Here is a 24,870-nt window from a genome sequence, read left to right on the forward strand (position 1 = left end):
GGAATTTATTAGACACCGGTATCTAACCGGCATTTCCTATTCTTGCGGCGTTGCCGCAGCCCAGGAAGCGGGCTTTTTGCCGATTGCCTTGGGCGCGTCCGGCGTGGCACGCGCGTGGCGCGGCGTAGCGGATCAGTCGTAGCCGCCGACGGTCAGCAGCTTCATGACGGTACGGTAGGACAGGTACGCGAACCAGTTCAAGAGCCGCTCGCCGAGCGGACGCGCGGCGTAATGGCCAGCGTCGATCGGCCGTGCCTCGCCGAATGCGGCGAGGATCGCGTCGCGCAGCAATCCGATCTCGCTGTGCCGGACGAGCACCACGTTGGCCTCGTTGTTCAAAACGAGACTCAACGCGTCGAGATTCGAGGAACCGACTGTACCCCAATTCGAATCGATCACGGCGACTTTGCCGTGCAGCATCGTTTTTTCGTACTCGGCGATGCGCGCGCCGGCGTTGAGCAGCGTGCGGTAGAGGTACGGCACGGCGTAATCGAGCGCGGCGAACTCCTTGCGGCCGATCAGGATGCGCACATCGACGCCCCGCCGAGCCGCCCGCACGAGCGCGCGCCGCAGCTTGCGGCCCGGCATGAAGTACGGATTGGCGAGCAGCACCTCGTGGCGCGCGCGTCCGATGGCGGCGAGATACGCCTTTTCGATCGCGCGCCGGTTGACGACGTTGTCGCGCGCGATGAACGCGACGCTCGGTTCGCGAGTCGCCCGCGCCGCCGCCAGCGCCCGGCGGCGCGCACGCGCGGAGCGGCCCATCAACGCCGACGCAACGGCGCTTTCCGGCAGCGACCGCCGCGCCTCGGAACCGAGCGTCTGCAGCGGCCGCGGCCGGTGGCCGAGCTCGATACGCTGCCATTGCAGATCGAACGCCGCGCCGACTTGCGCGACCACCGGCCCGGTCAATTCGACCGCGAAGTCCCAACGCGCATAAGGCAGGCGGACGCGATCCTGGACGAAATCGTCGACGATGTTGATGCCGCCGCAAAACGCGAACCGTCCATCGACGACCGCGAGCTTGCGGTGCGTGCGCGAAAAGCCGAAGCGGCCAAACAAATGCGGGTTGAAGATGCGGTGCTCGACGCCTGCCGCGGGCCAGTCGTTGAACATCGGCAGGCGGTCGGTGCCGATGCCGTCGGTAATCACGCGCACGTCCACGCCTCGGCGGGCGGCGCGCATCAAGGCCTCGGAAACCGGGCGGCCGGCTGCGTCGTCGCAGAAGATGTAGGTCTCGAGCGCGATCGTTTCGCTGGCGGCGTCGATCCGCTCGATCAGCGCCGCAAAGAAATCCGCGCCGCCGAGCAGCAGGCGCACCGTATTGCCTGGCGTGAGCAGGAGCCGAGAAGACCGTCCCGATGTGATCGTCTGCCGAAGGCGCGCGAAAGGCCGCGTGGCGGCGTCGGCATCGGCTGCCGTCATGCCGCGCGTCCACGCACGCGGCGCGGCAACTGGAGAATCGCTTCGCGATTCGACCACGAGAAGCAGCGCGACGCTGCCTCTTCGTACGGCAACCACAAGAACGCGGTGTGCTCGCGTGGCGCGAGCGTCACCTCGACGCGGTGCGGCACTTCGAGGCTGAACCAGTGTTCGGTATTGCGCGTGACGCCCTCGGCGTAACGATGCCGCCACACCGGATAGATCTCGTAGTCGATTTGATGGCGCCAATCCACCAAGCCGCGCTCCGGCACTTGCTCGCTGCCGATGACGATCCCCGTTTCCTCCGCCACCTCGCGTATCGCGGTCTCGACGAGCGGCTCGCCAAGCGTGTCCTTCGAGCCGGTCACCGACTGCCAGAATCCCGGGCGGTCAGCCCGTTCTATGATCAGCACCTCGAGCGCCGGCGTATGAATGACGACGAGAACGGATTCCGGAATTTTCGGCGGTTTCGGCATGGTTCGGTACGGCGCGCTGCGCGCGCGGATCGGTCGATAGCGTCGAAGAAAGGGGTGGAACGACCGACTGTAGCGCAAAAAACAAGAAAGGCGCATGACGCGCCTTTCTCGTACTACATCGTGCCGTTGCGGGCGATTGCCGCACTGCCGCCGAACGCGCGCATCAAACGCGCGCGTTTCGACGCTTACGCCTTCGGCTGCTCCGGCTGGCGCAGGCGAATGTGCAACTCGCGCAATTGGCGCTCGTCGACCGGGCTCGGTGCTTGCGTGAGCAGGCACTGCGCGCGTTGCGTCTTCGGGAACGCGATCACGTCGCGAATCGAATCGGCGCCCGCCATCATCGTGACGATGCGGTCGAGACCGAACGCGATACCACCGTGCGGCGGCGCGCCGTACTGCAGCGCGTCGAGCAGGAAGCCGAACTTCGCGCGAGCCTCCTCCGGCCCGATCTTGAGCGCGCGGAACACCTTGCTCTGCACCTCTTCACGATAGATCCGCACCGAGCCGCCGCCGATTTCCCAGCCGTTGAGCACCATGTCGTACGCCTTCGCGAGACAACGGCCCGGGTCCGTTTCGAGGTACTCGAGGTGCTCGTCCTTCGGGCTCGTGAACGGGTGGTGAGCAGCAACGTGGCGCGCTTCTTCCTCGTCGTACTCGAACATCGGGAAGTCGATGACCCACAGCGGCTTCCAACCCGGCTCGACGAGGCCGTTCGCCTTGCCGAATTCCGAATGGCCGATCTTCAGGCGCAGCGCGCCGAGGCTGTCGTTGACGACCTTCGCGCGATCCGCCGCGAAGAAGATGATGTCGCCGTCCTGGGCGCCCGTGCGCTCGAGAATCGCCGCAATCGATGCGTCGTGCAGGTTCTTCACGATCGGGCTTTGCAGACCGTCACGGCCCTTCGCCACTTCGTTGACCTTGATCCACGCGAGGCCCTTCGCGCCGTAAATGCGCACGAATTCCGTGTAGCCGTCGATGTCGCCGCGCGACAGCTCGCCACCCTTCGGCACGCGCAGCGCCGCGACACGGCCGTCCTTCGTGTTGGCCGGCGCGCTGAACACCTTGAAGTCGACGTCCTTCATCGCGTCGGTCAGCTCGGTGAATTCGAGCTTCACGCGCAGGTCAGGCTTGTCCGAACCGAAGCGGGCCATCGCTTCCGAGTACTTCATGACCGGGAATGTCTCGTCGAGCTGCACGCCGATCGTCGCGTTGAACACGTGACGGATCATCTTCTCGAAGAGGTCGCGGATTTCCTGCTCGCTGAGGAACGACGTTTCGCAGTCGATCTGCGTGAATTCGGGCTGGCGATCGGCGCGCAAGTCTTCGTCGCGGAAGCATTTGACGATCTGGTAGTAGCGATCGAAGTTCGCCACCATCAACAGCTGCTTGAAGAGCTGCGGCGACTGCGGCAGCGCGAAGAACTGGCCCGCGTTCACGCGCGACGGCACGAGGTAGTCGCGTGCGCCTTCCGGCGTGCTCTTCGTGAGCATCGGCGTTTCGATGTCGATGAAGCCTTGCGCGTCGAGATACTTGCGCACTTCCATCGCCACGCGATAGCGCAGGCGCAGGTTCTGCTGCATCTGCGGACGGCGCAGATCGAGCACGCGATGCGTGAGGCGCGTGGTTTCCGAGAGGTTGTCGTCGTCGAGCTGGAACGGCGGCGTGACCGAAGCGTTCAGCACAACCAGCTCGTGGCACAGCACTTCGATCTTGCCGCTGTTCAGACCGGCGTTGGTCGTACCTTCCGGACGGTTGCGCACGACGCCCGTCACCTGGATGCAGAACTCGTTGCGCACGCCCTCGGCGGCCTTGAACATCTCGGCGCGATCCGGGTCGCAGACGACCTGGACCAAGCCCTCGCGGTCGCGAAGATCGATGAAGATGACGCCGCCATGGTCGCGTCGACGATGCACCCAGCCGCACAGCGACACGGTTTGCCCCAGCAGGTGTTCGGTCACCAGACCGCAGTATTCAGATCTCATCGACATGGTATTTGTCTATCGTTTAGTTTGATCAAGGGGACGCGCTCGTTTTGCGAGCGGTCCCGGCTTAGAGCGGCGGCTCGACGGGGCGGCGTGCCGGTGAGCTCACGTGCGGCACCGACGGCGCCACGACACCCATCGAAACGATGTACTTGAGCGCGGCGTCGACCGACATGTCGAGCTCGATGACTTCGCTTCTCGGCACCATCAGGAAAAAGCCCGACGTCGGGTTCGGCGTCGTCGGCACGTAGACGCTCACGTGCTCGCCCTTCAGGTGATTGACCACGTCGCCGCCGGGAATACCCGTCAGAAACGCAATCGTGTAAGAACCCCGGCGCGGATATTCGATCAGCAGCGCCTTGCGAAACGCATTGCCGCTGCTGGAAAGCAGCGTGTCCGACACTTGCTTGACGCTCGTGTAGAGCGGCCCGACCACCGGGATGTGACGCAGCACCGTGTCCCACCACGTGAGGAGCTTCTGGCCGACGAAGTTCTGCGTGAACAGGCCGACGATGAAGATGAACGCAAGCGTCAACACTGCGCCGATGCCAGGCAGATGGAACCCGAGCACCCGCTCGGGCTGCCACGATTCGGGCAGCAAGAGCAACGTCTGATCCATCGTGCCGATGACGAGCCCGAGCACCCACAACGTGATCGCCAACGGTACCAGGACCAGGAGGCCAGTCAGAAACACGGATTTGAGCGTCGTCTTTTTCATGTGTACCGCCAGAAAACCGCGCCGGAAATCAGCTGGCGCGGGGGGGCCCTATACAGTACCGATTGGGCGCGAGTTGGGGCGCCCGGTTGCGGCATGCCGTCAGGCGCTGGTGCTGCTGGCCGCTGCTGCCGGCGCCGCGGTGCTTGTGGTCGACGCCTCGGACGTGGCCGAAGCCGGTGCCGCGCTTGCGCCGTCGTTCGACGACGCCCCCGCCGTGCCGCCATCGGCCTTCGCGGATTCCTCGCTGGTCGCCGCACTAGCCGCCGCACCGGCTTTGGCCCCGGCGCCGTTAGAGCCGCCGCGGAAATCGGTGACATACCAGCCCGAGCCTTTCAGCTGAAAGCCCGCGGCCGTGACCTGCTTGCGGAACGTGTCCTTCGAGCACTCCGGGCACTGCGTCAACGGCGCATCGCTCATCTTCTGGAGCACATCTTTTTCGAAGCCGCACGACTCGCAGCGATAGGCATAGATCGGCATGATTCCCTTCCCGGCTTTTCCCGACAAAAAACTTTTAAGCGCTTGCAAAGCGCTGAATTATAGCTGCAAACCAATGGTCTACCTGGATTTCCCGGATGACGGCGGCGTACAGACCCGTGCTCTCAGGTAAGGGCGGCGGGGCCTGGATCAAGGTTAAATCACGGCCGGCGGCGCCACGTCAGCCATCGTTCGCGGCCTGCAAAAACCGCGATCGAATCGGTCACCGGCTCGTCTTCGATCAGCTCGAAATGCGGTGTCAGCAACGCGTCGAGTTCATCGCGCTCGATGCCGAACGGCGGACCCTTCGGCGTCGCGCCCAGGAAAAAGAATCCGGCGAGCAGTCCTTGCGATGGCAACAGCGCCGCCATGCGTTCGGCGTAATCGGTCCAACGCGCTCTCGGCAGCGCGCACATGAACGCGCGCTCGTAGATCCAGCCGGGAGCGAAAGGCGGCTCATACGCGAAGAAGTCAGCCTGCTCGACGAGATCGGCACGGTCGCCAAGCTGCGCCCGGGCTGCATCGACCGCTTGCGCGGCGAAATCGATCGCGCGCACGGGCCAGCCAGCCTGCGCGAGCCACAACGCTTCGTAGGCGCTGCCGCAACCGGGGATCAGAACCGGGCGTTTGTCGTGGCGGGCAACGAAGGCGCGGAATGCATCGGGCACGCCCGCGTGATCCCACGGCGTATATCCCCCCTCGAAGCGTTCGTCCCAGAATGCCGCGGTATTCGGGTCCCGCGCGCTGAAATTGGGGGCCTGCGGATTGGACTGCTCCGGACCGGACGGCTTCTTCGAATCGCTCATCGGGACATCCTCCTTCGGTTGCTTACCTGTCTTCCGCTAGGCGCCAAATGCAATGGCGAGCCACACGCGGGCAACCACGGCCCCGACGCCGACGGCGATCCCGAACACCAGCAGACCTTGCAGCAGCCGGTTGGTACGCTTCTGCTCGAGCAGAATCATCCGCATCACCTCTTCGTTCGCCACGCGCGACGAGTCGTGGCGATCGGACAGCACGTGATGGATCAGCCGCGGCAGTTGGGGCAGCGTTTTGCTCCACTGCGGCGCTTCGACCTTGAGTCGCTCGACCCAGCCGCGCAAGCCGATCTGCTCGTTCATCCAGCGCTCGAGATACGGCTTGGCCGTCTTCCAGAGATCGAGCTCCGGGTCGAGCGACCGGCCGAGCCCTTCGACGTTCAGCATCGTCTTTTGCAGCAGCACGAGTTGCGGCTGGATCTCGACGTTGAAGCGCCGGGAGGTCGAGAACAGCCGCATAAGCACTTGGCCCAGCGAGATGTCCTTCAGTGCGCGGTCGAAGTACGGTTCGCACACCGCGCGAATCGCGCTCTCCAGCTCCTCGACCCGCGTAGTCGGCGGCACCCAGCCGGACTCGAGGTGAAGCGTCGCGACACGGTGGTAGTCGCGCTTGAAGAACGCGAGGAAGTTCTGCGCGAGGTAGTTCTTGTCGAAGTCGGACAGCGCGCCAATGATCCCGAAATCGAGCGCGATATAGCGCCCGAAATGTTCGGGGTTCAAGCTCACCTGAATGTTGCCGGGGTGCATGTCCGCGTGGAAGAAGCCGTCGCGGAACACCTGCGTGAAGAAGATCTCGACGCCTTCGCGCGCGAGCTTCGGAATGTCGACGCCGGCGGCGCGCAGCGCGTCGACCTGGCTGATCGGCACACCGACCATGCGCTCCATCACGAGCACGTTCGCGGTGCAGAACTCCCAATACATCTCAGGCACGAGCAACAGATCGAGCCCGACGAAGTTGCGCCGCAGTTGGCTGCCGTTCGCGGCTTCCCGCATGAGGTCGAGCTCGTCATGCAGGTACTTGTCGAATTCGGCGACGACTTCGCGCGGCTTCAAACGCTTGCCGTCTGCCCACAGGCGCTCGGCCCAGACAGCGATATCGCGCAAGAGCGCGAGGTCGGAGTCGATCACGGGCAGCATGTTCGGCCGCAGCACCTTCACGGCAACCGACTTGCCCGCGTGCTGCCCGGCCTTGACCTTCGCGAAGTGCACTTGCGCGATCGACGCGCTCGCCACCGGCACTCGCTCGAACTCGTCGAACAGCTCGTCGACGGGCGCGCCAAGCGCTTTCTCGATGATGCCGATCGCGACGGCCGATTCGAACGGCGGCACCTGGTCCTGAAGTTTCGCAAGCTCGGCGGCGATATCGACCGACAGCAGATCGCGGCGAGTGGACAGCACTTGCCCGAACTTGACGAAGATCGGACCGAGACTTTCAAGCGCGAGCCGCAGCCGCACTGCGGGCGGCTGCTTGAAGCGCCGGCCGATGGTCGTGATGCGCAGCAACAGCCGCACGCGGCGGTCGTTGATGCGGCTATGCATCATCTCGTCGAGACCGAAACGGATGACAGTGAAAACGATCTTGATGAAGCGCAGAAAACGCATGAATGGACCCGGTGACTAGCGCGTGCCGCGCGATGTGGCGGCACCGCCCGGCGCACTGGCGCTCTCGCGGGCTTCTACTTTTTGTTCGATGCGCTCGATCCGCTTCTCAACGCGTGCGAGCGCGTCGCGTGCGCGCGCAAGCTCGGCGTTGAAATCGGTCAGCGCCGCTCGGCGCACGAGCTGCGGGTTCTCGTCGAGCAGATATTCGGCAACCGAGTCGCGCAGGTTGCGCCCGGTCCGCATCGCCCGTTCGCCGACGGTCTTCGCCAGCGTCGCAACGCGATATGCCGGAGCGTCCCCGATCAACTTCGCCAGGTCTTCTTCCGGCTCCCAGCGCAAATGCTCGGCGAGCTTCGCGATTTGCGTCGCGAATTCGGCATCGCCCTCGATCTTGACGTGCTTCATCACGGCAGCCTGTCCGCCTTGCACGAATGCCGGCAACGCATCGGCCGGCACCGAAATGGCGACATCACATTGCTGCGCCTCGTTCTCTTCGACGGCCGTCAGATAACCGTCGGGCTGCACAAGCAGCACCATGACGACAGGAGGACAGGCCAGCCGGGCAGTCTTGCCGGCATAAGGAGCGAGGCGCTCGCGGGCCCACGATTCGCGGGCGAGCAGGTGATTGACAGCAGCGGAAAAAGGCTTGGCAGCGAGGGTCATCGGGCGTGGGATGAAAAAACCCGCGCAGGCGACGGCCTGCGCGGGTTTCTATTGTAACGTCCGTTCGCCTACGGCTTATCTAGACCGAACGGACTACGAGACGTGGTCTCAGTGCGAGGAAACCTGCTGGATACCCGCCAGCAGCCAGCCTTCACCCGCGCGCGAGGACTTCGACAGGTTCCACACTTCGACGAACGGCTCGGCAGCCGCACCCGCCGTTTCGCGGATCAAGCCGCTGAAGCGCACGCTCGCCAAGTACTCGCTGCCGCGATCTTCGACTGCGAGCAACTGTGCGTCCAACTGCACGACGTCGGTCTGGTTGCGCTCGGCGCCGCGCGAATCGATGTCGATCTTCACCTCGGCGAACATTTCCGGCGTTGTGAACTCGCGGATATCGGCGACGTTGCCTTCGTCCCAGGCAGCCTGAAGCCGCACGAAATTCACCTTTGCGTTACGCAGGAAGGCTTCGGTATCGAAGCCGGCCGGAACGGACGGTGCTGCGTTCGCTTGCGGCGCCGAGTCGAAAGCCGCCGACGACGAGCCAAACGCGCCAGCCGCTGCCGGCGGCGTATAACGCGGCTCTTGCGAGTAGCTCGAGCCGTAACCGCCCGCGTTCATCGAAGCCGAACCTGCCGCGCCGTAGGCCGGCTCGTTCTGGCGGCGGCGCGCCATGAACTTGCGAATCAGCCAGATCGCAACCATCGCGATCAGCGCGATCACGATGAAGTTCGCCATCGCGCCGGCGAATGCCTCGCCGAGCCCGAAATGCGACAGCAGCGCGGCGATGCCCAAGCCCGCGGCGAGACCGGCGATCGGCCCCAGCCAACGCGAGCGGTTAGGCGTGGCGGCCGGCGTCGGCTGTGCCGGCGTCGCGCGCTGAGCTTGCGACGGCTGCATGGATTGCTGCTGCATCGGCTGCTGGGCCGGCGAAGTGGACTGCTGCTGTTGCACGGTCTGCGACTGGCGGCCGACGCTGCGGCCGCCGCCCATGCGCTTCGCCTCGGCGTCGAGCGTTGCAAACGTACTCGCAACGATCAAACCGACCACGGCGGCCCGTCCAATTCGCCTTGCCAGCGAAGCTGTAAGGTTTTTGGAAGACAACGAAAACGAAGCGGTCATGGAAAAATTCCTTTAAAAGACAATGATCTGGGAACACTAATACTTTGTCGCGACGTGCAAGGCTACCACGCCAGCTGACAAATTGTAATATTTGACGGCATCGAGGCCGCTTTGTTCCATCATCGTCTTCAAAGTTTCCTGGTCCGGATGCATCCGGATCGATTCCGCCAGATAGCGGTAGCTTTCGGCGTCTTTCGCGAACTTGTCGCCGAGCCACGGCAACACCTTGAACGAGTAGACGTCGTACGCTTTTTTCAGCGGGTCCCACACCTTCGAGAACTCCAGCACCAGCAGGCGCCCAGCCGGCTTCAGCACGCGCCGCATCTCGGCAAGCGCGGCATCCTTATGCGTCATGTTGCGCAGGCCGAATGCCACCGTCACCACGTCGAAGTAGTTGTCCGGAAAGGGAATTTTCTCGGCGTCGCAGAGCAGCGCCGGCGTGATCACGCCTTTGTCCAGCAGGCGGTCGCGGCCTACGCGCAGCATCGATTCGTTGATGTCGGTGTGCCAGACCTCGCCCGTCGGCCCCGCCTGCTTCGCGAACGCCATCGACAGGTCGCCCGTGCCGCCCGCGATATCGAGCACCTTGAAGCCCGGCCGCACGTTCGCCTGCGCGATCGTGAACGACTTCCAAATCCGGTGCAGCCCACCCGACATCAGGTCGTTCATCAGGTCGTAGTTGCTTGCCACCGAGTGGAACACGCCGGCAACCTTTTTCGCCTTGTCGTGTTCGTCGACTGTCTGAAAGCCGAAATGGGTCTTGCTCATCGCGCTCGTCCTCTCTTTACTTTGAATTTTGTTGCGCCGCACGATTTTGCGGCAGTCAGGCGGATCGTATCAGTTCGCGCCGGGCCGTCCCAAGCGGACTGATGCGCCCCCGCGGGGGCCCTCATATGTCAGTGACGATGGCCGTGCGGTGTGTCGGATGCGGCCATCGGCGCGTCCCGGTCGACGCCCGCCGCTGCCAGTTTGTCGAGATACTCGCGCCAGAGTTCATCCTGCCGAATCGCGAGGTCATAGAGCAGGTCCCACGAGTAGATGCCGGTGGAATGGCCGTCGGAGAAGGTCGGCTGCAGCGCGTAGTTGCCAACGCCTTCGAGCGACACAATCGACACGTCGCGCTTGCCGGTCTGCAGTGTTTCCTGCCCCGGCCCGTGGCCGCGCACTTCCGCCGACGGCGAATAGACGCGCAGCAGTTCGAACGGCAGCCGGTAGGTCTTGCCGTCAGCATATTGAAGTTCGAGCACGCGCGATTTGGCGTGCACGACGACGCCGGTCGGCACCGGCGTGGCTGGGGTCAGTCCGGGCATCGCAACCTCGTCTGGCAAAAGATATGGGCGATCGCAGCGCCGAATGCGCGCGGCTGTCAGTCGTAGCCGGCCATCATCGAGCCCAGGCGATCAAGCAAAAGCGCGTTCGATTTCGTGGCGTACCGCTTCGGCGAGCAGCGTGGCCTGCGCGCGCCGCTGAGACAAGAGCGCCTCGGAGACGGTCCGCTGGCGCGGCGCCCACACGGGCAACGGGAAATGCGCGTCGTTCGTGAAGCGCGGGATGACGTGCCAGTGCACGTGCGGCACCTGGTTGCCGAGGCTCGCGAGGTTCACCTTGACCGGGTGCATCACGCGCCGAATCGCACGCTCGACGGCGTTGACCACGCGCATCACGCGATCCCGCGCCGAATCCTCGAGATCGGAAAACTCGGCGACGTGCTCGTTCCAGATCACGCGGCAAAAGCCCGGGTAATCGTGTTCGTCGGCGAGGACGACGCGCATCGCGTCGTCCTGCCAGAGCACGGCGCCGCCCTCTTCACGGCAGAAAACGCATTCCATCGTCGGCCCCTAGCGGAATATAAGTGCCGGTATTAGACCAGCACTCGCTCGATCCCGCCATTGTTCGCGCGCTGAACGTAGTCGGCCATCCAGTCTTCCCCGAGCACGTGGCGCGCGATTTCGACGACGATGTAGTCGGCTTCGATGTTCGCGTCCTCGTTGTAGCGCGAGAGACCTTGCAGGCACGACGGGCAGCTCGTCAGGATCTTGACGTCGGGCGCGCCGTTGGCAGCCGAGGCTGCCGCGCCGTTCGCGGCCCCATTCGACGCCGTTTCGGAAGCGCCGCCGGCCACCACCGGAATCGCGCGCAGCTTCGCCGCGCCCTTCCTGATTTCTTCTTCCTTCCGGAAACGCACCTGCGTCGACACGTCCGGACGCGTCACCGCGAGCGTGCCCGACTCGCCGCAACAGCGATCGTTCTTCTCGATCTTGTAGCCGTCCTTCTCAGCGCCCATCAGTTCGTTGACGAGCTTCACCGGGTCCATCGTCTTGATCGGCGTGTGGCACGGGTCGTGGTACATGTAGCGCGTGCCCGTCACGCCGTCGAGCTTGATGCCCTTTTCCAGCAGGAATTCGTGGATGTCGATGATCCGGCAGCCCGGGAAGATCTTCTCGAATTCGTATCCGGCGAGCTGGTCGTAGCAGGTGCCGCACGACACGACCACCGTCTTGATGTCGAGATAGTTCAGCGTATTCGCGACGCGGTGGAACAGCACGCGATTGTCCGTCACGATCTTCTCGGCCTTGTCGAACTGGCCCGCGCCGCGCTGCGGGTAGCCGCAGCACAGGTAGCCCGGCGGCAAGACCGTCTGCACGCCCGCCTCCCACAGCATCGCCTGCGTCGCGAGTCCGACTTGCGAGAACAGCCGCTCGGAACCGCAGCCCGGGAAATAGAACACCGCTTCCGAATCGACGGTCGTCGTCTTCGGGTTGCGGATGATCGGCACGATCTTGTTGTCCTCGATGTCGAGCAGCGCGCGCGCCGTCTTCTTCGGCAGGTTGCCCGGCATCTTCTTGTTGACGAAGTGGATCACCTGCTCGACGACGGGCGGCTTGCCGACAGTCGCGGGCGGGTGCGCGGTCTGCTTCTTCGCGACTTTGTTGAGCAAGTCGTTGGCAAGACGCTGCGCCTTGTAACCGACGCCCATCATCGCCGTGCGGGCGAGGTTGATCGTCTGCGGATTGGTCGCGTTCAGGAAGAACATGCCCGCAGCCGAGCCCGGATTGAACTTCTTCTTGCCCATCTTGCGCAACAGGTTGCGCATGTTCATCGTCACGTCGCCGAAGTCGATCTTGACCGGGCACGGCGTCGCGCACTTGTGGCAGACCGTGCAGTGGTCGGCGACGTCGTTGAACTCGTCCCAGTGCTTGATCGACACGCCGCGGCGCGTCTGCTCTTCGTACAGGAACGCCTCGATCAACAGCGACGTGGCCAGGATCTTGTTGCGCGGGCTGTAGAGCAGATTCGCGCGCGGCACGTGCGTCGCGCACACCGGCTTGCACTTGCCGCAGCGCAGGCAGTCCTTCACCGAATCGGCGATCGCGCCGATGTCGGACTGCTGCATGATCAGCGACTCGTAGCCCATGAGGCCGAAGCTCGGCGTATAGGCGTTGCGCAGATCCGCGCCTTCGAGCAGCTTGCCCTTGTTGAAGCGCCCTTCCGGGTCGACGCGCTTCTTGTACTCGCGGAATTCGCCGATCTCGGCGTCGGTCAGGAACTCGAGCTTGGTGATGCCGATGCCGTGCTCGCCGGAAATCACGCCGTCGAGCGAGCGCGCAAGCTTCATGATGCGCGCGACGGCCTTGTGGGCGTCCTGCAGCATCTCGTAGTTGTCGGAGTTGACCGGGATGTTCGTGTGGACGTTGCCGTCGCCCGCGTGCATGTGGAGAGCGACGAACACGCGGCCGCGGAGCACCTGCTTGTGGACCGCCTGCGCTTCCTCGAGGATCGGCTTGAACTCGCCGCCGTTGAAGATCTGCCGCAGCTCCGCGCGGATTTCCTGCTTCCACGACACGCGCACGGTACGGTCCTGCGTCACTTCGAAGACGGTCACGCCAGGCTGGGCGTCGACGCGGTCCGCGAACTTCTCGGCGAGCGCTTCGTAGCCGAGCTGCACGAGGTGATGCTGGGCTTCGGCGAGCGGCATGTCGAGATGGTCGCGCAGGAACTCCCAGCGCACCTTCACGCGCTGCAGCAGATCGAGCGCTTGCTGCACGCGATCTTCGAGCAACTCGGCGCTCGGGATTTCGTTCGCGTCGTCGCTCTTGCCGAGCGGCAGCTTGCCGCCCTTGAAGAACGCTTGCAGCGCGTCGACGAGCTGCAGCTTGTTCTTGATCGACAGCTCGATGTTGATGCGCTCGATGCCGTCGGTGTACTCGCCCATGCGGTTGAGCGGGATCACGACGTCTTCGTTGATCTTGAACGCGTTCGTGTGTTTCGCGATCGCGGCGGTGCGGCTACGGTCGAGCCAGAAGCGCTTGCGCGCCTCGGCGCTCACCGCGACGAAGCCCTCGCCGCTTTTGCCGTTGGCCATGCGCACGACTTCCGAGGTGGCCGTGGCAACCGCATCCGCATCGTCGCCAACGATGTCGCCGATCAGCACCATCTTCGGAAACGCGTTGCGCTTGCTCTTGGTCGCATAGCCGACCGCGCGCAGATAGCGCTCGTCGAGGTGCTCGAGGCCCGCGAGAATCGCGCCGCCCTGCTTCGACGTTTCGAACAGATAGTCCTTGATCTCGACGATGCTCGGAATCGCTTCGCGCGCCTGACCGAAGAATTCGAGGCAGACGGTGCGCGTGTGCGCGGGCATCTTGTGCAGCACCCAGCGCGCGGACGTGATGAGCCCGTCGCAGCCTTCCTTCTGCACGCCGGGCAGGCCCGCGAGGAATTTATCGGTGACGTCCTTGCCGAGCCCTTCCTTGCGGAAGCGCTTGCCTTCGATGTCGAGCGTTTCGGAGCGCAACAGCTTTTCGCCGGGCGCGTGCTCGCCGTCGAACCACTTCAGTTCGAAGCGCGCGACCGCAATGTCGTGGATCTTGCCGAGGTTGTGATCGAGCCGCGTGACTTCGAGCCAGTTGCCTTGCGGGTCGACCATGCGCCACCACGCGAGGTTGTCGAGCGCCGTGCCCCACAGCACCGCCTTCTTGCCGCCCGCGTTCATCGCGACGTTGCCGCCGATGCACGAGGCGTCGAGCGAAGTCGGATCGACCGCGAACACGTAGCCCGCGGCTTCGGCCGCTTCGGTCACGCGGCGCGTGACGACGCCCGCGCCGGAGAAGATCGTCGGCACCTTGCGCGCGACGCCCGGCAGTTCCGTCAATTCGACGGCGCCGAGCTGCTCGAGCTTTTCGGTGTTGATGACGGCGGAGAACGGCGTGAGCGGCACCGCGCCGCCCGTGTAGCCCGTGCCGCCCCCGCGCGGAATCACCGTGAGACCGAGCTCGAAGCACGCCTTGATGAGACCGGCGATCTCGGCTTCGGTATCGGGCGTCAGCACGACGAACGGGTATTCGACGCGCCAGTCGGTCGCGTCGGTCACGTGGGAAACGCGCGAGAGGCCGTCGAAACGGATGTTGTCCTTCTGCGTGCAGCGGCCGAGCACTTTGGTCGCGCGGCGGCGCAGTTCGGCGGACTTGTCGAATTCGGCGGCGAACGCTTCGACCGCGCGGCGCGCCGCGACCACGAGCGTCTCGACGCGCGCAGCACGCTCGACGCCGCCCGCATCCTCCCGATGCTCCGACAAATCGGCACGGCGGCGCTTCTCGATCTCGTTCAGGCGGTGGTTCAGCGCTTCGATCAACAGCGCGCGGCGCTTCGGATTGTCGAGGAGGTCGTCCTGCAGATACGGATTGCGGCGCACGACCCAGATATCGCCGAGCACTTCGTACAGCATCCGCGCCGAGCGGCCCGTACGGCGTTCGGCGCGCAATTCGTCGAGCACGGCCCAGGCGTCGTCGCCCAACAGGCGGATGACGATTTCGCGGTCGGAAAACGACGTGTAGTTGTACGGGATTTCGCGCAAGCGCGGTTCAGGTTCGGCGGCCAGAGCGGTGGCGGCGCCGTGCGGATCGAAAACTTGAGGTGCGTTCATGGTCGGACGACTCTATGTGCCGCCGCGTCGCTCATTTGCGAGCACCGGGCCGGCATGCGCTTGGGGCGCAATTCTAGGGATTCTTCTATGAGGGCGAAGCGCAGACCGCGGCTCAAGCGACATAGCGCGAGCGTGCGGACCTTCGCAAGTCAGATGCAGCTACACGATCGTACGTGGCGGAGGTACGGCTGGCCGGCGTGACGCTGCGCCGCGGGACATGCGTCGCGCGAAGTCGGCATCAAATGGGCGGTCCGGGGCTGCCAGTGCATCTTTCGATCCTTGTTTCAAAACGGAATTCTACCCCATGATCCCAATACGCGTTGACGCTGGAAATCTGCCGAAACGGACGTTTTGGTGATCGAAAGCGGCGTTCGGAGGCAAATTCTCCGCACAAAAATTTACCGAACGGACGGTTGGCAAAATACGCGTACCGGCGCGAACCCAAGTGCCTGTATCGGCCGGAATCGAAGCCGTTGGCGCTATCATTGATCTTTTCCTCTTTGATTCTTGCGTACTGCCGAGCGCATCGCGCATCACCCCATGGCCCCACACGACTACCTGAAGAAGATCCTCACGGCGCGCGTCTACGACGTCGCCCGCGAGACCGAGCTCGAACCCGCCAGCAATCTGTCCGCCCGGCTGAAGAACCGTGTCTATCTGAAGCGCGAAGACAACCAGCCCGTCTTCTCGTTCAAGCTGCGCGGCGCGTACAACAAGATGGCGCACATTCCGGCCGAGGCGCTCGCGCACGGGGTCATTACGGCGTCGGCGGGCAATCATGCGCAAGGCGTCGCGTATTCGGCGGCGAAGATGGGCGTCAAGGCGGTCATCGTTGTGCCGGTGACGACGCCGCAGGTCAAGGTCGATGCGGTGCGCGCCCACGGCGGGCCGACCGTCGAGGTCGTGCAGGCCGGCGAATCGTATAGCGATGCCTACGCGCATGCGGTCAAGCTGCAGGAAGAGCGCGGCATGACGTTCGTGCATCCGTTCGACGATCCCTACGTGATCGCCGGCCAAGGCACGACCGCGATGGAAATCCTGAGCCAGCACCAGGCGCCGATCCACGCGATCTTCGTGCCGATCGGCGGCGGCGGGCTCGCGGCGGGCGTCGCGGCCTACGTGAAATCGGTGCGCCCCGAGATCAAGGTCATCGGCGTGCAGTCCGACGATTCGTGCGCGATGGCCCAGTCGATCAAGGCCGGCGAGCGCGTGACGCTTGCCGAAGTCGGCCTCTTCGCCGACGGCACCGCGGTGAAGCTCGTCGGCGAGGAAACGTTCCGCCTGTGCCGCGAATATCTCGACGAAGTCATGACCGTGAACACCGACGCCCTGTGCGCGGCGATCAAGGACGTCTTCCTCGATACGCGCAGCGTGCTGGAACCGTCCGGTGCGCTGTCCGTCGCGGGCGCAAAGCAATACGCGGAACGCGAAGGCATCGAGAACGAGACGCTGATCGCGATCACGTCGGGCGCGAACATGAACTTCGACCGCATGCGCTTCGTCGCCGAACGCGCCGAAGTCGGCGAGGCGCGCGAAGCGGTGTTCGCGGTGACGATCCCCGAGGAGCGCGGCAGCTTCAAGCGCTTCTGCGAACTGGTCGGCGAGCGCAGCGTCACCGAGTTCAACTACCGGATCGCCGATGCGCGCTCGGCCCATATCTTCGTCGGCGTGCAAATCAAGCGTCGCGGCGAATCCGATGCGCTCGCGGAGAACTTCCAGAAGCACGGCTTCCCCGCCGTCGACCTCACCAACGACGAGCTCTCGAAGCAGCACATCCGCTACATGGTCGGCGGTCACTCGCCGCTCGCGCACGACGAGCGCCTGTTCCGCTTCGAATTCCCCGAACGGCCGGGCGCGCTGATGAAGTTCCTGTCGTCGATGGCGCCGGACTGGAACATCAGCCTCTTCCACTACCGGAATCAGGGCGCGGACTACAGCTCGATCCTCATCGGCATCCAGGTGCCCGAAGCGGAGAACGCCGAATTCGAAGAGTTTCTGTCGACGCTCGGCTATCCGTATTGGGACGAAAGCCAGAACCCGGTCTATCGCCTGTTCCTGGCTTGAAGCGGCAGGAGCACGCGCATGCCTTTTTCGCTCGATGACAAGCTGGTCGTGGCGATCTCGTCGCGGGCGCTGTTCGACTTCGAGGAGGAAAACCGCGTCTTCGAAGAGGGCGACTTGAAGGCTTACGAGGCGCTGCAGCGCTCGCGCCTGAACGTCGCCGCGAAGCCTGGCGTCGCGTTCGCGCTGATCCGCAAGCTGCTCGCGCTCAATGCGGGCGAGCATCATCGCGTCGAAGTCGTGCTGCTGTCGCGCAGCGATCCGATCAGCGGCCTGCGCGCGTTTCGCTCGTGCGCCGAGCATGGGCTCGCGATCGAGCGCGGCGTCTTCACGCGCGGACGCGCACCGTTTGGGTATCTGAGTGCGCTGAACGCGTCGCTGTTTTTGTCGGCGAATCAGGGCGACGTGCGCGACGCGCTCGCCGCCGGCTTTCCCGCCGCGCGCGTGCTGCCGGAATCGGCACGCATGGCGAGCACCTATCCGGACGAGATCCGCATCGCGTTCGACGGCGACGCCGTGCTGTTCTCCGACGAAGCCGAGCGCGTCTTTCAGGCGAACGGCGTGGAGGCGTTCGTGAGCCACGAGCTCGACAACAAGGACCTGCCGCTCGCCGACGGTCCTTTGAAGCCGCTGCTCGAAGCACTGCACAAGCTGCAAAAGCTCGCGGACGGCGGCGTGCGGCCGCGCATTCGCACGGCGCTCGTCACCGCGCGCTCGGCGCCCGCGCATGAGCGCGCAATCCGTACTTTGATGGCCTGGAACATCGAAATCGACGAAGCGATGTTCCTCGGCGGACTCGACAAAGGTTCATTCCTGCGCGAGTTCGAACCCGATTTCTTCTTCGACGATCAAATCCGTCACTGCGAATCGGCCCGTGTCGTCACGGCGACCGGCCACGTGGTGAGCGGCATCGTGAACGCATCATGACACCCGAACAATCCCCTCTCGGCAAACCCGCCGCGTACACCGAGCAGTACGACCCGTCACTGCTCTTTCCGATTCCGCGCAACAAGGCGCGCGAGGCGATCGGCATCGGCGCGCAACTGCCGTTCTTCGGCACCGACATCTGGAACGCGTACGAGCTCTCGTGGCTGACTCCGCGCGGCAAGCCGCAGATCGCGATCGCGACGTTCTACGTGCCGGCCGAGTCGCCGAACATCGTCGAGTCGAAGTCGTTCAAGCTGTATCTCGGCTCGTTTGCCCAGACGCCAGTCGAGTCGCTCGATGCGCTGCGCGAAATGCTCAAGCGTGATGTGTCGGCGGCGTGCGGCGCGAGCGTGTCGGTGCGTCTGGCGACGCCGTCGTCGGAGTTCGCGAAGCTCAAGATCGAGGAATTCGAGGGCTTGTCGCTCGATCGGCTCGATCTCGATGCCGATGTCTATCACCCCGATCCTTCGCTGCTGAAAGCGGCGCTCAACGAAGCGCCGGTCGAAGAGACACTGTTCTCGAATCTGCTGAAATCGAACTGTCCGGTAACCGGGCAGCCCGATTGGGGCAGCGTCCAGATTCACTACGTGGGCCCGCAGATCGATCACGCCGGGCTCTTGCGCTACATCATTTCGTACCGCAACCACACGGGCTTTCACGAGCAATGCGTCGAGCGTATCTTCATCGACATCATGCGTGAATGCCAGCCGGTGAAACTCGCGGTGTACGCGCGCTATACGCGGCGCGGCGGGCTCGACATCAATCCGTTCCGCACGAGCTATAACCTGCCGATGCCGGATAACGCGAGGTTGGCGCGGCAGTAGGGTTTAGCCGGACACCTCGGCCCACGGGCTGGACCTGTCGTCATTGCCTACAGCAGCAACGGCTGTAGCGGCGCGCGATGCTCGTGGACCTTAGTGATCCGGTACTCTGTCTTCAGCGTACCGTCGACGATCATCTGAATCTGCCGGAGATCGACGATGAGCACGTCCCCTTTGCCAAATCGTTCGCCAGCATCAACTTTGGCAAGAAACCCTTCGTCGTCAAGGGCGGCGAAGAACGGGTACTGGCCATCGTGAACTCGCCACTTGTTGCCATCCTTGAACACCACCGACTCGAGCAACAGGACCTTTCGGGACGTTGAATCAGAGACCACCTCACCATCATTGTCAAAGACGGCAAACGACGCCAGCTCATCGGCCTCAACAACCAGTTCCACTTTGTCGTCACGCAAGATGCCGAAATTCGTGATGCCGTCGCGTTCCAGAGGTGAAAGCGTTTTATGAAGACTGGTTCGGATCGTTTTATTGCGCCATAGCCGAACGACTCGCTCGTCGACCTCGATCGTTTCGGCTTCGGTAATCCAAACCTTGGAAACCTCTCCCGTCTGCTCGATACGATGCGGACGCCGGCCTTGCATCTTTCGCGCAAGGTGAATTAGTCCCCCGCCGCCAATCAGCCCCAACATCCCGAGGATCGTGTAGGCATTCGAAATTGCAGATGCGTTCGCACCGGCAAACATGTCGCGCAGTTGCGTGAGAAGGTTCTGAACAAAGATCAGATCGAGATGAAACGAACCGGCCTTGAAGCTCCCCTTCACCTCCACGCGGACGTCCGCGGAGTCGCCATTCAACTCCTTGTTTGCCGCTGTGAACAGGTCCGAAATTGCGACAAGCGCAGGCGCCAAGTCGCGAACATCCATCCGGTGTTCGGCTAGAGCAGGACCGTCATAAACGACGTTGAAGTGTTCGTGATTGTTCATACCAGCATTATGCGGCTTCCCCGGCCAGTCCGCCGCATATCACGCATCGACTTTTTTACTTAACTGACCGCCGAAAGCATAGTCGGCAGTCAGTTAGTCATCTTAAACTCCAAGCAGCCTTAAGCCTTCCCCGCCGGCGCCTTATACGCGATGCAATCCACCTCGACCTTGCAGTCGATCACCATGCTCGACTGCACGCATGCACGGGCCGGCGGATTCGCGCCGAAGTAGGACAGAAACACCTTGTTGAAGGACGCGAAATCGCGCGCGTCGTCGAGCCACACGCCGCAGCGCACGACGTGTTCCGGGCTGTAGCCCGCTTCCTTGAGGATCGCCATCACGTTTTCGATCGCCTGCTTCGACTGCGTGACGATGCCGCCCTCGACCACTTCGCCGTTGACCATCGGCGTCTGGCCCGACACGTACAGCCAACCGTCCGCCTCGACCGCGCGCGCGAACGGCATCACCTGACCGCCGGTACCCTTGGCATCGCCAACTCCATATCGCTTCATCGTCTTGCACTCCTTTTGGTGGGTTTAGGCGCGCACCGTGCCGTGACATGCCGAGCGGCGGCGCCTTCACAGTTGATCAATTTCGCCAGCGCGGCGTGTCCCTCAGAACGCGCCTTGCGCATCGCCTTTCGATTGCGCGCCGCGCGCGACGAAGCGGCCGGCGCGCTCGCCGGTCGCCTGCCCGCTGCGGTATGACAGCACGCCGTTCACCCACACGGCTTCGATGCCGTCGGCCGGCTGCTGCGGGTTGTCGAACGTCGCGGCATCGCGCACACGGGCCGGATCGAATAGCACTAGGTCGGCGTGATAGCCGATGTGGATCTCGCCGCGCTGCGCGAGCCCAAAGCGCCGCGCCGAGAGCCCCGTCATCTTGCGCACCGCCTCTTCGAGCGGAATCAGCTGCGCGTCGCGCGCATAGTGGCCGAGCACGCGCGGAAAAGCGCCCCACAGACGCGGATGCGGCAGCGGATCGTTCGGCAAGCCGTCGGAGCCGACCATCGTCGCGGGATGCGACAGGATGCGCCGCACGTCCTCTTCCGACATGTTGTGATAAACCGCGCCCGCCGGCTGCAGACGCGCCGCCGCTTCCTGCTGCGACACGCCCCATTGCGCCGCGATCTCCTTCACGAGCTTGCCCGCCATCTCGGGATGCGGCGTCGACCAGGTGATCGTGATGTCGATATCGCCCGTCACCTGCTTCAAATCGAGCGTCGACGAACTGCGGTTGTACGGATAGCAATCGCATCCGACCGGCTGCATGCGCCGCGCGCCTTCAAGCGACGCCAGCACCTCGGTGCTGCGCCCCCAGTTCGACGGCCCCGCGCATTTCAGATGCGAGATCACCACCGGCACGCGCGCATGCCGCCCGACGCGGTACGCTTCGTCCATCGCATCGAGGATCGCGTCGAACTCCGTGCGCATGTGCGTCGTGTAGAGCGCCCCGGCCGCGGCGAGCGGCTCGGCGAGCGCCATCACTTCTTCGACCGGCGCGGCGAACGCCGAGCCGTACGCGAGCCCCGAACTCAAGCCCAGCGCGCCGTGCTGCAACGCCTCTTCGAGCTGCGCGCACATCGCCTGGATTTCGCTCGCGCTCGCAGCGCGGTCCAGCCGGTCCATCTGGTTGTTGCGCAGCGCAGTGTGGCCGATGAGCGCCGCCACGTTGACCGCGGGCTGCGCCGCATTCACCGCTTCGACATAAGCGGCGAAAGTCGGATAGCGAAATGCGTCGCGCTCGCCGAGCAGGTTCATCGGATCGGGCGGATCGCCCTTCAACGTGACCGGCGACGCGCTGATCCCGCAGTTGCCGACGATCACCGTCGTCACCCCTTGCGAGAGCTTCGGCAGCATCTGCGGCGCGCGGATCACGTGGGTGTCGTCGTGCGTGTGCACGTCGATGAAGCCCGGCGCGAGCGCCTGCCCGTTCGCCTCGATCACTTCTTCCGCAAGCCAGTTCGACAGATTGCCGATCGCCGCGATCTTGCCGTTGCGCAACGCGATATCGCGCTCGACGGGCGGCGCACCGGTGCCGTCGTAGAGTTGCACGTCGACGATCAGCGTATCGGCAGCTTCGGGATGCGAGTGCATGAGTCAGTCTCCTAGCGGTTGGCGTTCGCCGCCGCCGCGATGCGCGTCGAGCGCGTGCTTCATGCGGCGCAGCAGTTCGCGGCTCTCGTCGCCTTGCGCGAGCGCAAGCTCGGTGACGAGCACGTCGAGCGCCATCATCATCGCGTAGCGCGACGACGACGGCTTGTAGATGAAATCGGTTTCGAACGCGACGATCGGGATCAGCCAATCGGCGAGCTTGGCGAGCGGCGACGCGGGCGCGGTGATCGCAACGAGCGTCGCGCCGTAGCGCTGCGCGATCCGGCAGTTTTCAACCATCTCGGGCACGCGTCCAGTCGTCGACAACGCAATCACGACACAATCGCGTGACAAAGTACTCGCCACCATGCGCTGCAGCAGGCCGTCCTGATAGGTCGCGACCGGGCGACCGAGCCGCACGAGGCGAAAACGCATCTCGTCGGCGAGCGCGGTCGAGCCGCCGCCCATGCCGAATACGTAGATCATCTTCGCGGCGCGCAGCGTGGCGGCGGCCTCGGCGATCGGCGCCTGACGCAGCAGTTGATGGTTGTGAGCGAGCGCGGTCTGCACGTCGTCGAACACGCGCGTGGCGAGCGGCTCGGGCGTGTCGTCGTCGCCCGAGTCCGCTTTTAGAAAACGCTGGCCGACTGCGGCGGCCTGCGCGAGACGCAGCTTCAACTCGCGCACGTCGCGGCAGCCCACGGTCTTCGCGAAGCGCGTGACCGTTGCAACGCTGACTTCGGCGTCTTTCGCGAGCGAGCCGATGCTGGCACGCGACGCACCGGTCAGATCGTCGAGGATCAGCGCCGCGACCTTGCGCTCCGCCGAGCGCAGCTCGGGCGCGCATTCGGCGATGCGTGCGACGATATCGAAGGTGAGCGGTTCGCTGGTCGTGTTCATCCGTTCGCGCGCTTTGCACCAGGCGCTCTGCGGCAGCGTCTTGGTACTAAATAACAATTTCGCATCGATCGTACTTTCTGTACCATGACAAAGTCAACTTTCGATTCTATTTAACCGAACGATGAGGCAGAAATGCTGAAAGTTACAAACTATCAGACCGCAACGATCGATCCCTATAGCAAGGGGCTCGGCATGCTGCCGAGCGCGAGCGTCCAGCTCGACGAAGCGGCGCGCCTCGAGTGGAATCTGCTGAACGAGGATGTCAGTCTGCCCGCAGCGGTGCTGTACGCGGACCGGATCGAGCACAACCTGAAATGGATGCAGGCATTTGTCGCCGAATACGGCGTAAAGCTCGCGCCGCACGGCAAGACGACGATGGCGCCGCAACTCTTTCGCCGGCAGATCGAGACCGGCGCCTGGGGCATCACGCTCGCCACCGCCCACCAGGTGCGCGCGGCGTATCTCGGCGGCGTGCAGCGCGTGCTGATGGCGAACCAGCTGGTCGGCAAGCACAACATGGCGATGATCGCCGAGCTGCTCACCGATCCGGAGTTCGAGTTCTTCTGTCTCGTCGATTCGGCTGAAGGCGTCGAGCAACTCGGCGAATTTTTCGGCTCGGTCGGCAAGACGCTGCAAGTGCTGATCGAGCTCGGCGTGCCCGGCGGGCGCACGGGCGTGCGCGACGCGGCGCAACGCGACGCCGTGCTCGCCGCGATCGCGCGCTATCCGCGCGCGCTCAAGCTCGCGGGCATCGAGCTTTACGAAGGCGTGTTGAAGGAAGAGCCGGAGGTGCGCGAGTTCCTGCGCGGCGCGGTCGCGACGACACGCGAGCTGGCCGATGCGGGCCGCTTCGCCCGCACGCCGGCGATTCTCTCGGGCGCGGGGTCTGCGTGGTATGACGTGGTGGCGGAGGAGTTCGCGCAGGCGCAAGCCGCCGGCCAGATCGAAGTCGTGCTGCGGCCGGGCTGCTATCTGACGCACGACGTTGGCATCTACAAGAAAGCGCAAACCGACATCTTCGCGCGCAACCCGATCGCCAAAAAAATGGGCGAAGGGCTGTTGCCGGCGCTGCAGCTATGGGCTTACGTGCAGTCGATTCCCGAGCCGGACCGCGCGATCATCGGCATGGGCAAGCGCGACTCGGCGTTCGATGCGGGCCTGCCGGAGCCGGCGCGCCACTATCGTCCCGGCACGAGCAAGCCGCGCGATATCGGCGCCGGCGAGGGCTGGGAAGTGTTCGGCATGATGGATCAGCACGCCTATCTGCGGATTCCGCCGGGCGCCGATCTCAAAGTGGGCGACATGATCGCGTTCGATATCTCGCATCCGTGCCTCACGTTCGACAAGTGGCGGCAGGTGCTCGTCGTCGATCCGCAGTATCGCGTGACGGAAGTGATCGAGACGTACTTTTAAGCGCAGTCGAGATTTGCGCGCCCGAAGCGGCGCGCTCAGCGCTCAACAATCTCCTCAGGCATCGGCGCACCCACCTCGCCGATGCGCACTTCGAGCATCCTCAGCGCGCTGCCGAGCGCGGACAGCACGTCGTCCGGCAGCGCCGACATCGTGTCGTGCAGGAACGCGTTGCGCCGCGGCAGACTCGCCTCGATTGCTTCGCGTCCTACTTCGGTGAGCCTCACGTTGGTGATGCGGTTGTCGCGCACATCGGTGCTGCGCGCGATCCAGCCGAGCGCTTCGAGCGACTTCAATTGCCGCGTGAGCGCACCCGGGTCGACACGCAAGCGCTCCACCAGCCGCTTTTGCGACGACTCTCCCTTCTGATCGTGCAGCTCGCGCAGAATGCGCCAGCGCGGCAACGGATGCCCGACATGCGCCTCGAACGCCGACATGAAGACCCGGTAAGTCCGGCCGAATTGCTGAACGATGGCGACGCGATCCTGCTCTTCCATGCTGTAACCCGAAACCTTGATGTGTA

Annotated in this window: 22 protein-coding genes; 4 read left to right on the forward strand and 18 right to left on the reverse strand. The window is 64.2% G+C overall.

Annotated features, from left to right (window positions below; translation table 11 throughout):
• Positions 1 to 132: 132 nt before the first annotated feature.
• The 13 genes from clsB to AAHK20_RS20355 form a co-directional block, all read right to left on the reverse strand.
• Complete coding sequence (clsB, locus tag AAHK20_RS20295) at positions 133 to 1,425, reverse strand: cardiolipin synthase ClsB (RefSeq protein ID WP_449183302.1); 1,293 nt, start codon at positions 1,423 to 1,425, stop codon at positions 133 to 135.
• On the reverse strand, positions 1,422 to 1,898 hold the full coding sequence (nudB, locus tag AAHK20_RS20300) for a dihydroneopterin triphosphate diphosphatase (RefSeq protein WP_449183303.1): 477 nt from the start codon (positions 1,896 to 1,898) through the stop codon (positions 1,422 to 1,424). The genes clsB and nudB overlap by 4 nt, the downstream gene beginning before the upstream one ends.
• A 185-nt stretch (positions 1,899 to 2,083) precedes the next feature.
• Positions 2,084 to 3,886, reverse strand: coding sequence for an aspartate--tRNA ligase (gene aspS / locus AAHK20_RS20305; RefSeq protein WP_449183304.1), 1,803 nt, complete (start codon positions 3,884 to 3,886; stop codon positions 2,084 to 2,086).
• A gap of 61 nt (positions 3,887 to 3,947) precedes the next feature.
• Positions 3,948 to 4,598 carry a DUF502 domain-containing protein gene (locus AAHK20_RS20310; RefSeq protein WP_449183305.1) on the reverse strand — a complete coding sequence of 217 codons (651 nt, stop codon included), beginning with the start codon at positions 4,596 to 4,598 and terminating at the stop codon, positions 3,948 to 3,950.
• Between the two features lie 99 nt (positions 4,599 to 4,697).
• Complete coding sequence (locus AAHK20_RS20315; protein WP_449183306.1) at positions 4,698 to 5,075, reverse strand: FmdB family zinc ribbon protein; 378 nt, start codon at positions 5,073 to 5,075, stop codon at positions 4,698 to 4,700.
• Positions 5,076 to 5,233: 158 nt separating this feature from the next.
• A complete protein-coding gene (locus tag AAHK20_RS20320) occupies positions 5,234 to 5,878 on the reverse strand; it encodes a class I SAM-dependent methyltransferase (RefSeq protein ID WP_449183307.1) in 645 nt (214 codons plus the stop codon).
• A gap of 36 nt (positions 5,879 to 5,914) precedes the next feature.
• The gene (gene ubiB, locus AAHK20_RS20325) at positions 5,915 to 7,492 is read right to left on the reverse strand and encodes a ubiquinone biosynthesis regulatory protein kinase UbiB (protein WP_449183308.1); all 1,578 of its coding nucleotides are present in this window, start codon (positions 7,490 to 7,492) and stop codon (positions 5,915 to 5,917) included.
• Between the two features lie 15 nt (positions 7,493 to 7,507).
• Positions 7,508 to 8,155: a ubiquinone biosynthesis accessory factor UbiJ gene (locus AAHK20_RS20330; RefSeq protein ID WP_449183309.1), complete on the reverse strand. Its 648-nt coding sequence runs from the start codon at positions 8,153 to 8,155 to the stop codon at positions 7,508 to 7,510.
• Between the two features lie 108 nt (positions 8,156 to 8,263).
• A complete protein-coding gene (locus AAHK20_RS20335; RefSeq protein WP_449183310.1) occupies positions 8,264 to 9,274 on the reverse strand; it encodes a Tim44 domain-containing protein in 1,011 nt (336 codons plus the stop codon).
• A gap of 36 nt (positions 9,275 to 9,310) precedes the next feature.
• On the reverse strand, positions 9,311 to 10,042 hold the full coding sequence (gene ubiE / locus AAHK20_RS20340; protein ID WP_449183311.1) for a bifunctional demethylmenaquinone methyltransferase/2-methoxy-6-polyprenyl-1,4-benzoquinol methylase UbiE: 732 nt from the start codon (positions 10,040 to 10,042) through the stop codon (positions 9,311 to 9,313).
• Positions 10,043 to 10,170: 128 nt separating this feature from the next.
• On the reverse strand, positions 10,171 to 10,584 hold the full coding sequence (locus tag AAHK20_RS20345; protein WP_449183312.1) for a gamma-butyrobetaine hydroxylase family protein: 414 nt from the start codon (positions 10,582 to 10,584) through the stop codon (positions 10,171 to 10,173).
• A 90-nt stretch (positions 10,585 to 10,674) separates the two neighbouring features.
• A complete protein-coding gene (locus AAHK20_RS20350) occupies positions 10,675 to 11,103 on the reverse strand; it encodes an HIT family protein (protein ID WP_449183313.1) in 429 nt (142 codons plus the stop codon).
• A gap of 32 nt (positions 11,104 to 11,135) precedes the next feature.
• Positions 11,136 to 15,194, reverse strand: a complete 4,059-nt coding sequence (locus AAHK20_RS20355; RefSeq protein ID WP_449183314.1) for a DUF3683 domain-containing protein — start codon at positions 15,192 to 15,194, stop codon at positions 11,136 to 11,138.
• Positions 15,195 to 15,734: 540 nt separating this feature from the next.
• On the opposite strand from AAHK20_RS20355, the gene ilvA reads away from it, so the two are divergent.
• From ilvA to queF, 3 genes are read left to right on the forward strand one after another with little or no spacing between them, the layout of a single operon-like run.
• Positions 15,735 to 17,258: a threonine ammonia-lyase, biosynthetic gene (ilvA, locus tag AAHK20_RS20360; RefSeq protein ID WP_449183315.1), complete on the forward strand. Its 1,524-nt coding sequence runs from the start codon at positions 15,735 to 15,737 to the stop codon at positions 17,256 to 17,258.
• Between the two features lie 18 nt (positions 17,259 to 17,276).
• The gene (locus AAHK20_RS20365) at positions 17,277 to 18,182 is read left to right on the forward strand and encodes a 5'-nucleotidase (RefSeq protein ID WP_449183316.1); all 906 of its coding nucleotides are present in this window, start codon (positions 17,277 to 17,279) and stop codon (positions 18,180 to 18,182) included.
• Positions 18,179 to 19,006 carry an NADPH-dependent 7-cyano-7-deazaguanine reductase QueF gene (queF, locus tag AAHK20_RS20370; RefSeq protein ID WP_449183317.1) on the forward strand — a complete coding sequence of 276 codons (828 nt, stop codon included), beginning with the start codon at positions 18,179 to 18,181 and terminating at the stop codon, positions 19,004 to 19,006. The genes AAHK20_RS20365 and queF overlap by 4 nt, the downstream gene beginning before the upstream one ends.
• Positions 19,007 to 19,053: 47 nt before the next feature.
• Here the strand turns inward: queF and AAHK20_RS20375 are convergent, their stop codons facing one another.
• From AAHK20_RS20375 to AAHK20_RS20390, 4 genes are all read right to left on the reverse strand, one after another.
• Entirely contained in the window at positions 19,054 to 19,944 is an 891-nt protein-coding gene (locus tag AAHK20_RS20375) for an LAPAL motif-containing putative phage structural protein (protein ID WP_449183318.1), read from the reverse strand.
• A 119-nt stretch (positions 19,945 to 20,063) separates the two neighbouring features.
• Positions 20,064 to 20,456 (reverse strand): RidA family protein, encoded by a 393-nt coding sequence (locus AAHK20_RS20380; protein ID WP_449183319.1) that lies wholly within the window; start codon positions 20,454 to 20,456, stop codon positions 20,064 to 20,066.
• Positions 20,457 to 20,558: 102 nt separating this feature from the next.
• Positions 20,559 to 22,040, reverse strand: coding sequence for an N-acyl-D-amino-acid deacylase family protein (locus AAHK20_RS20385; RefSeq protein WP_449183320.1), 1,482 nt, complete (start codon positions 22,038 to 22,040; stop codon positions 20,559 to 20,561).
• Between the two features lie 3 nt (positions 22,041 to 22,043).
• Positions 22,044 to 22,937: a MurR/RpiR family transcriptional regulator gene (locus AAHK20_RS20390; RefSeq protein WP_449183321.1), complete on the reverse strand. Its 894-nt coding sequence runs from the start codon at positions 22,935 to 22,937 to the stop codon at positions 22,044 to 22,046.
• A 135-nt stretch (positions 22,938 to 23,072) separates the two neighbouring features.
• Between AAHK20_RS20390 and AAHK20_RS20395 the strand changes: the two genes are divergently transcribed.
• Positions 23,073 to 24,350: an amino acid deaminase gene (locus AAHK20_RS20395; protein ID WP_449183409.1), complete on the forward strand. Its 1,278-nt coding sequence runs from the start codon at positions 23,073 to 23,075 to the stop codon at positions 24,348 to 24,350.
• 35 nt (positions 24,351 to 24,385) lie between these two features.
• On the opposite strand, the gene AAHK20_RS20400 is transcribed toward AAHK20_RS20395, so the two are convergent.
• Positions 24,386 to 24,844, reverse strand: coding sequence for a MarR family winged helix-turn-helix transcriptional regulator (locus tag AAHK20_RS20400; protein ID WP_449183322.1), 459 nt, complete (start codon positions 24,842 to 24,844; stop codon positions 24,386 to 24,388).
• Positions 24,845 to 24,870: the final 26 nt, after the last annotated feature.

Source organism: Trinickia camelliae, from assembly GCF_053525655.1.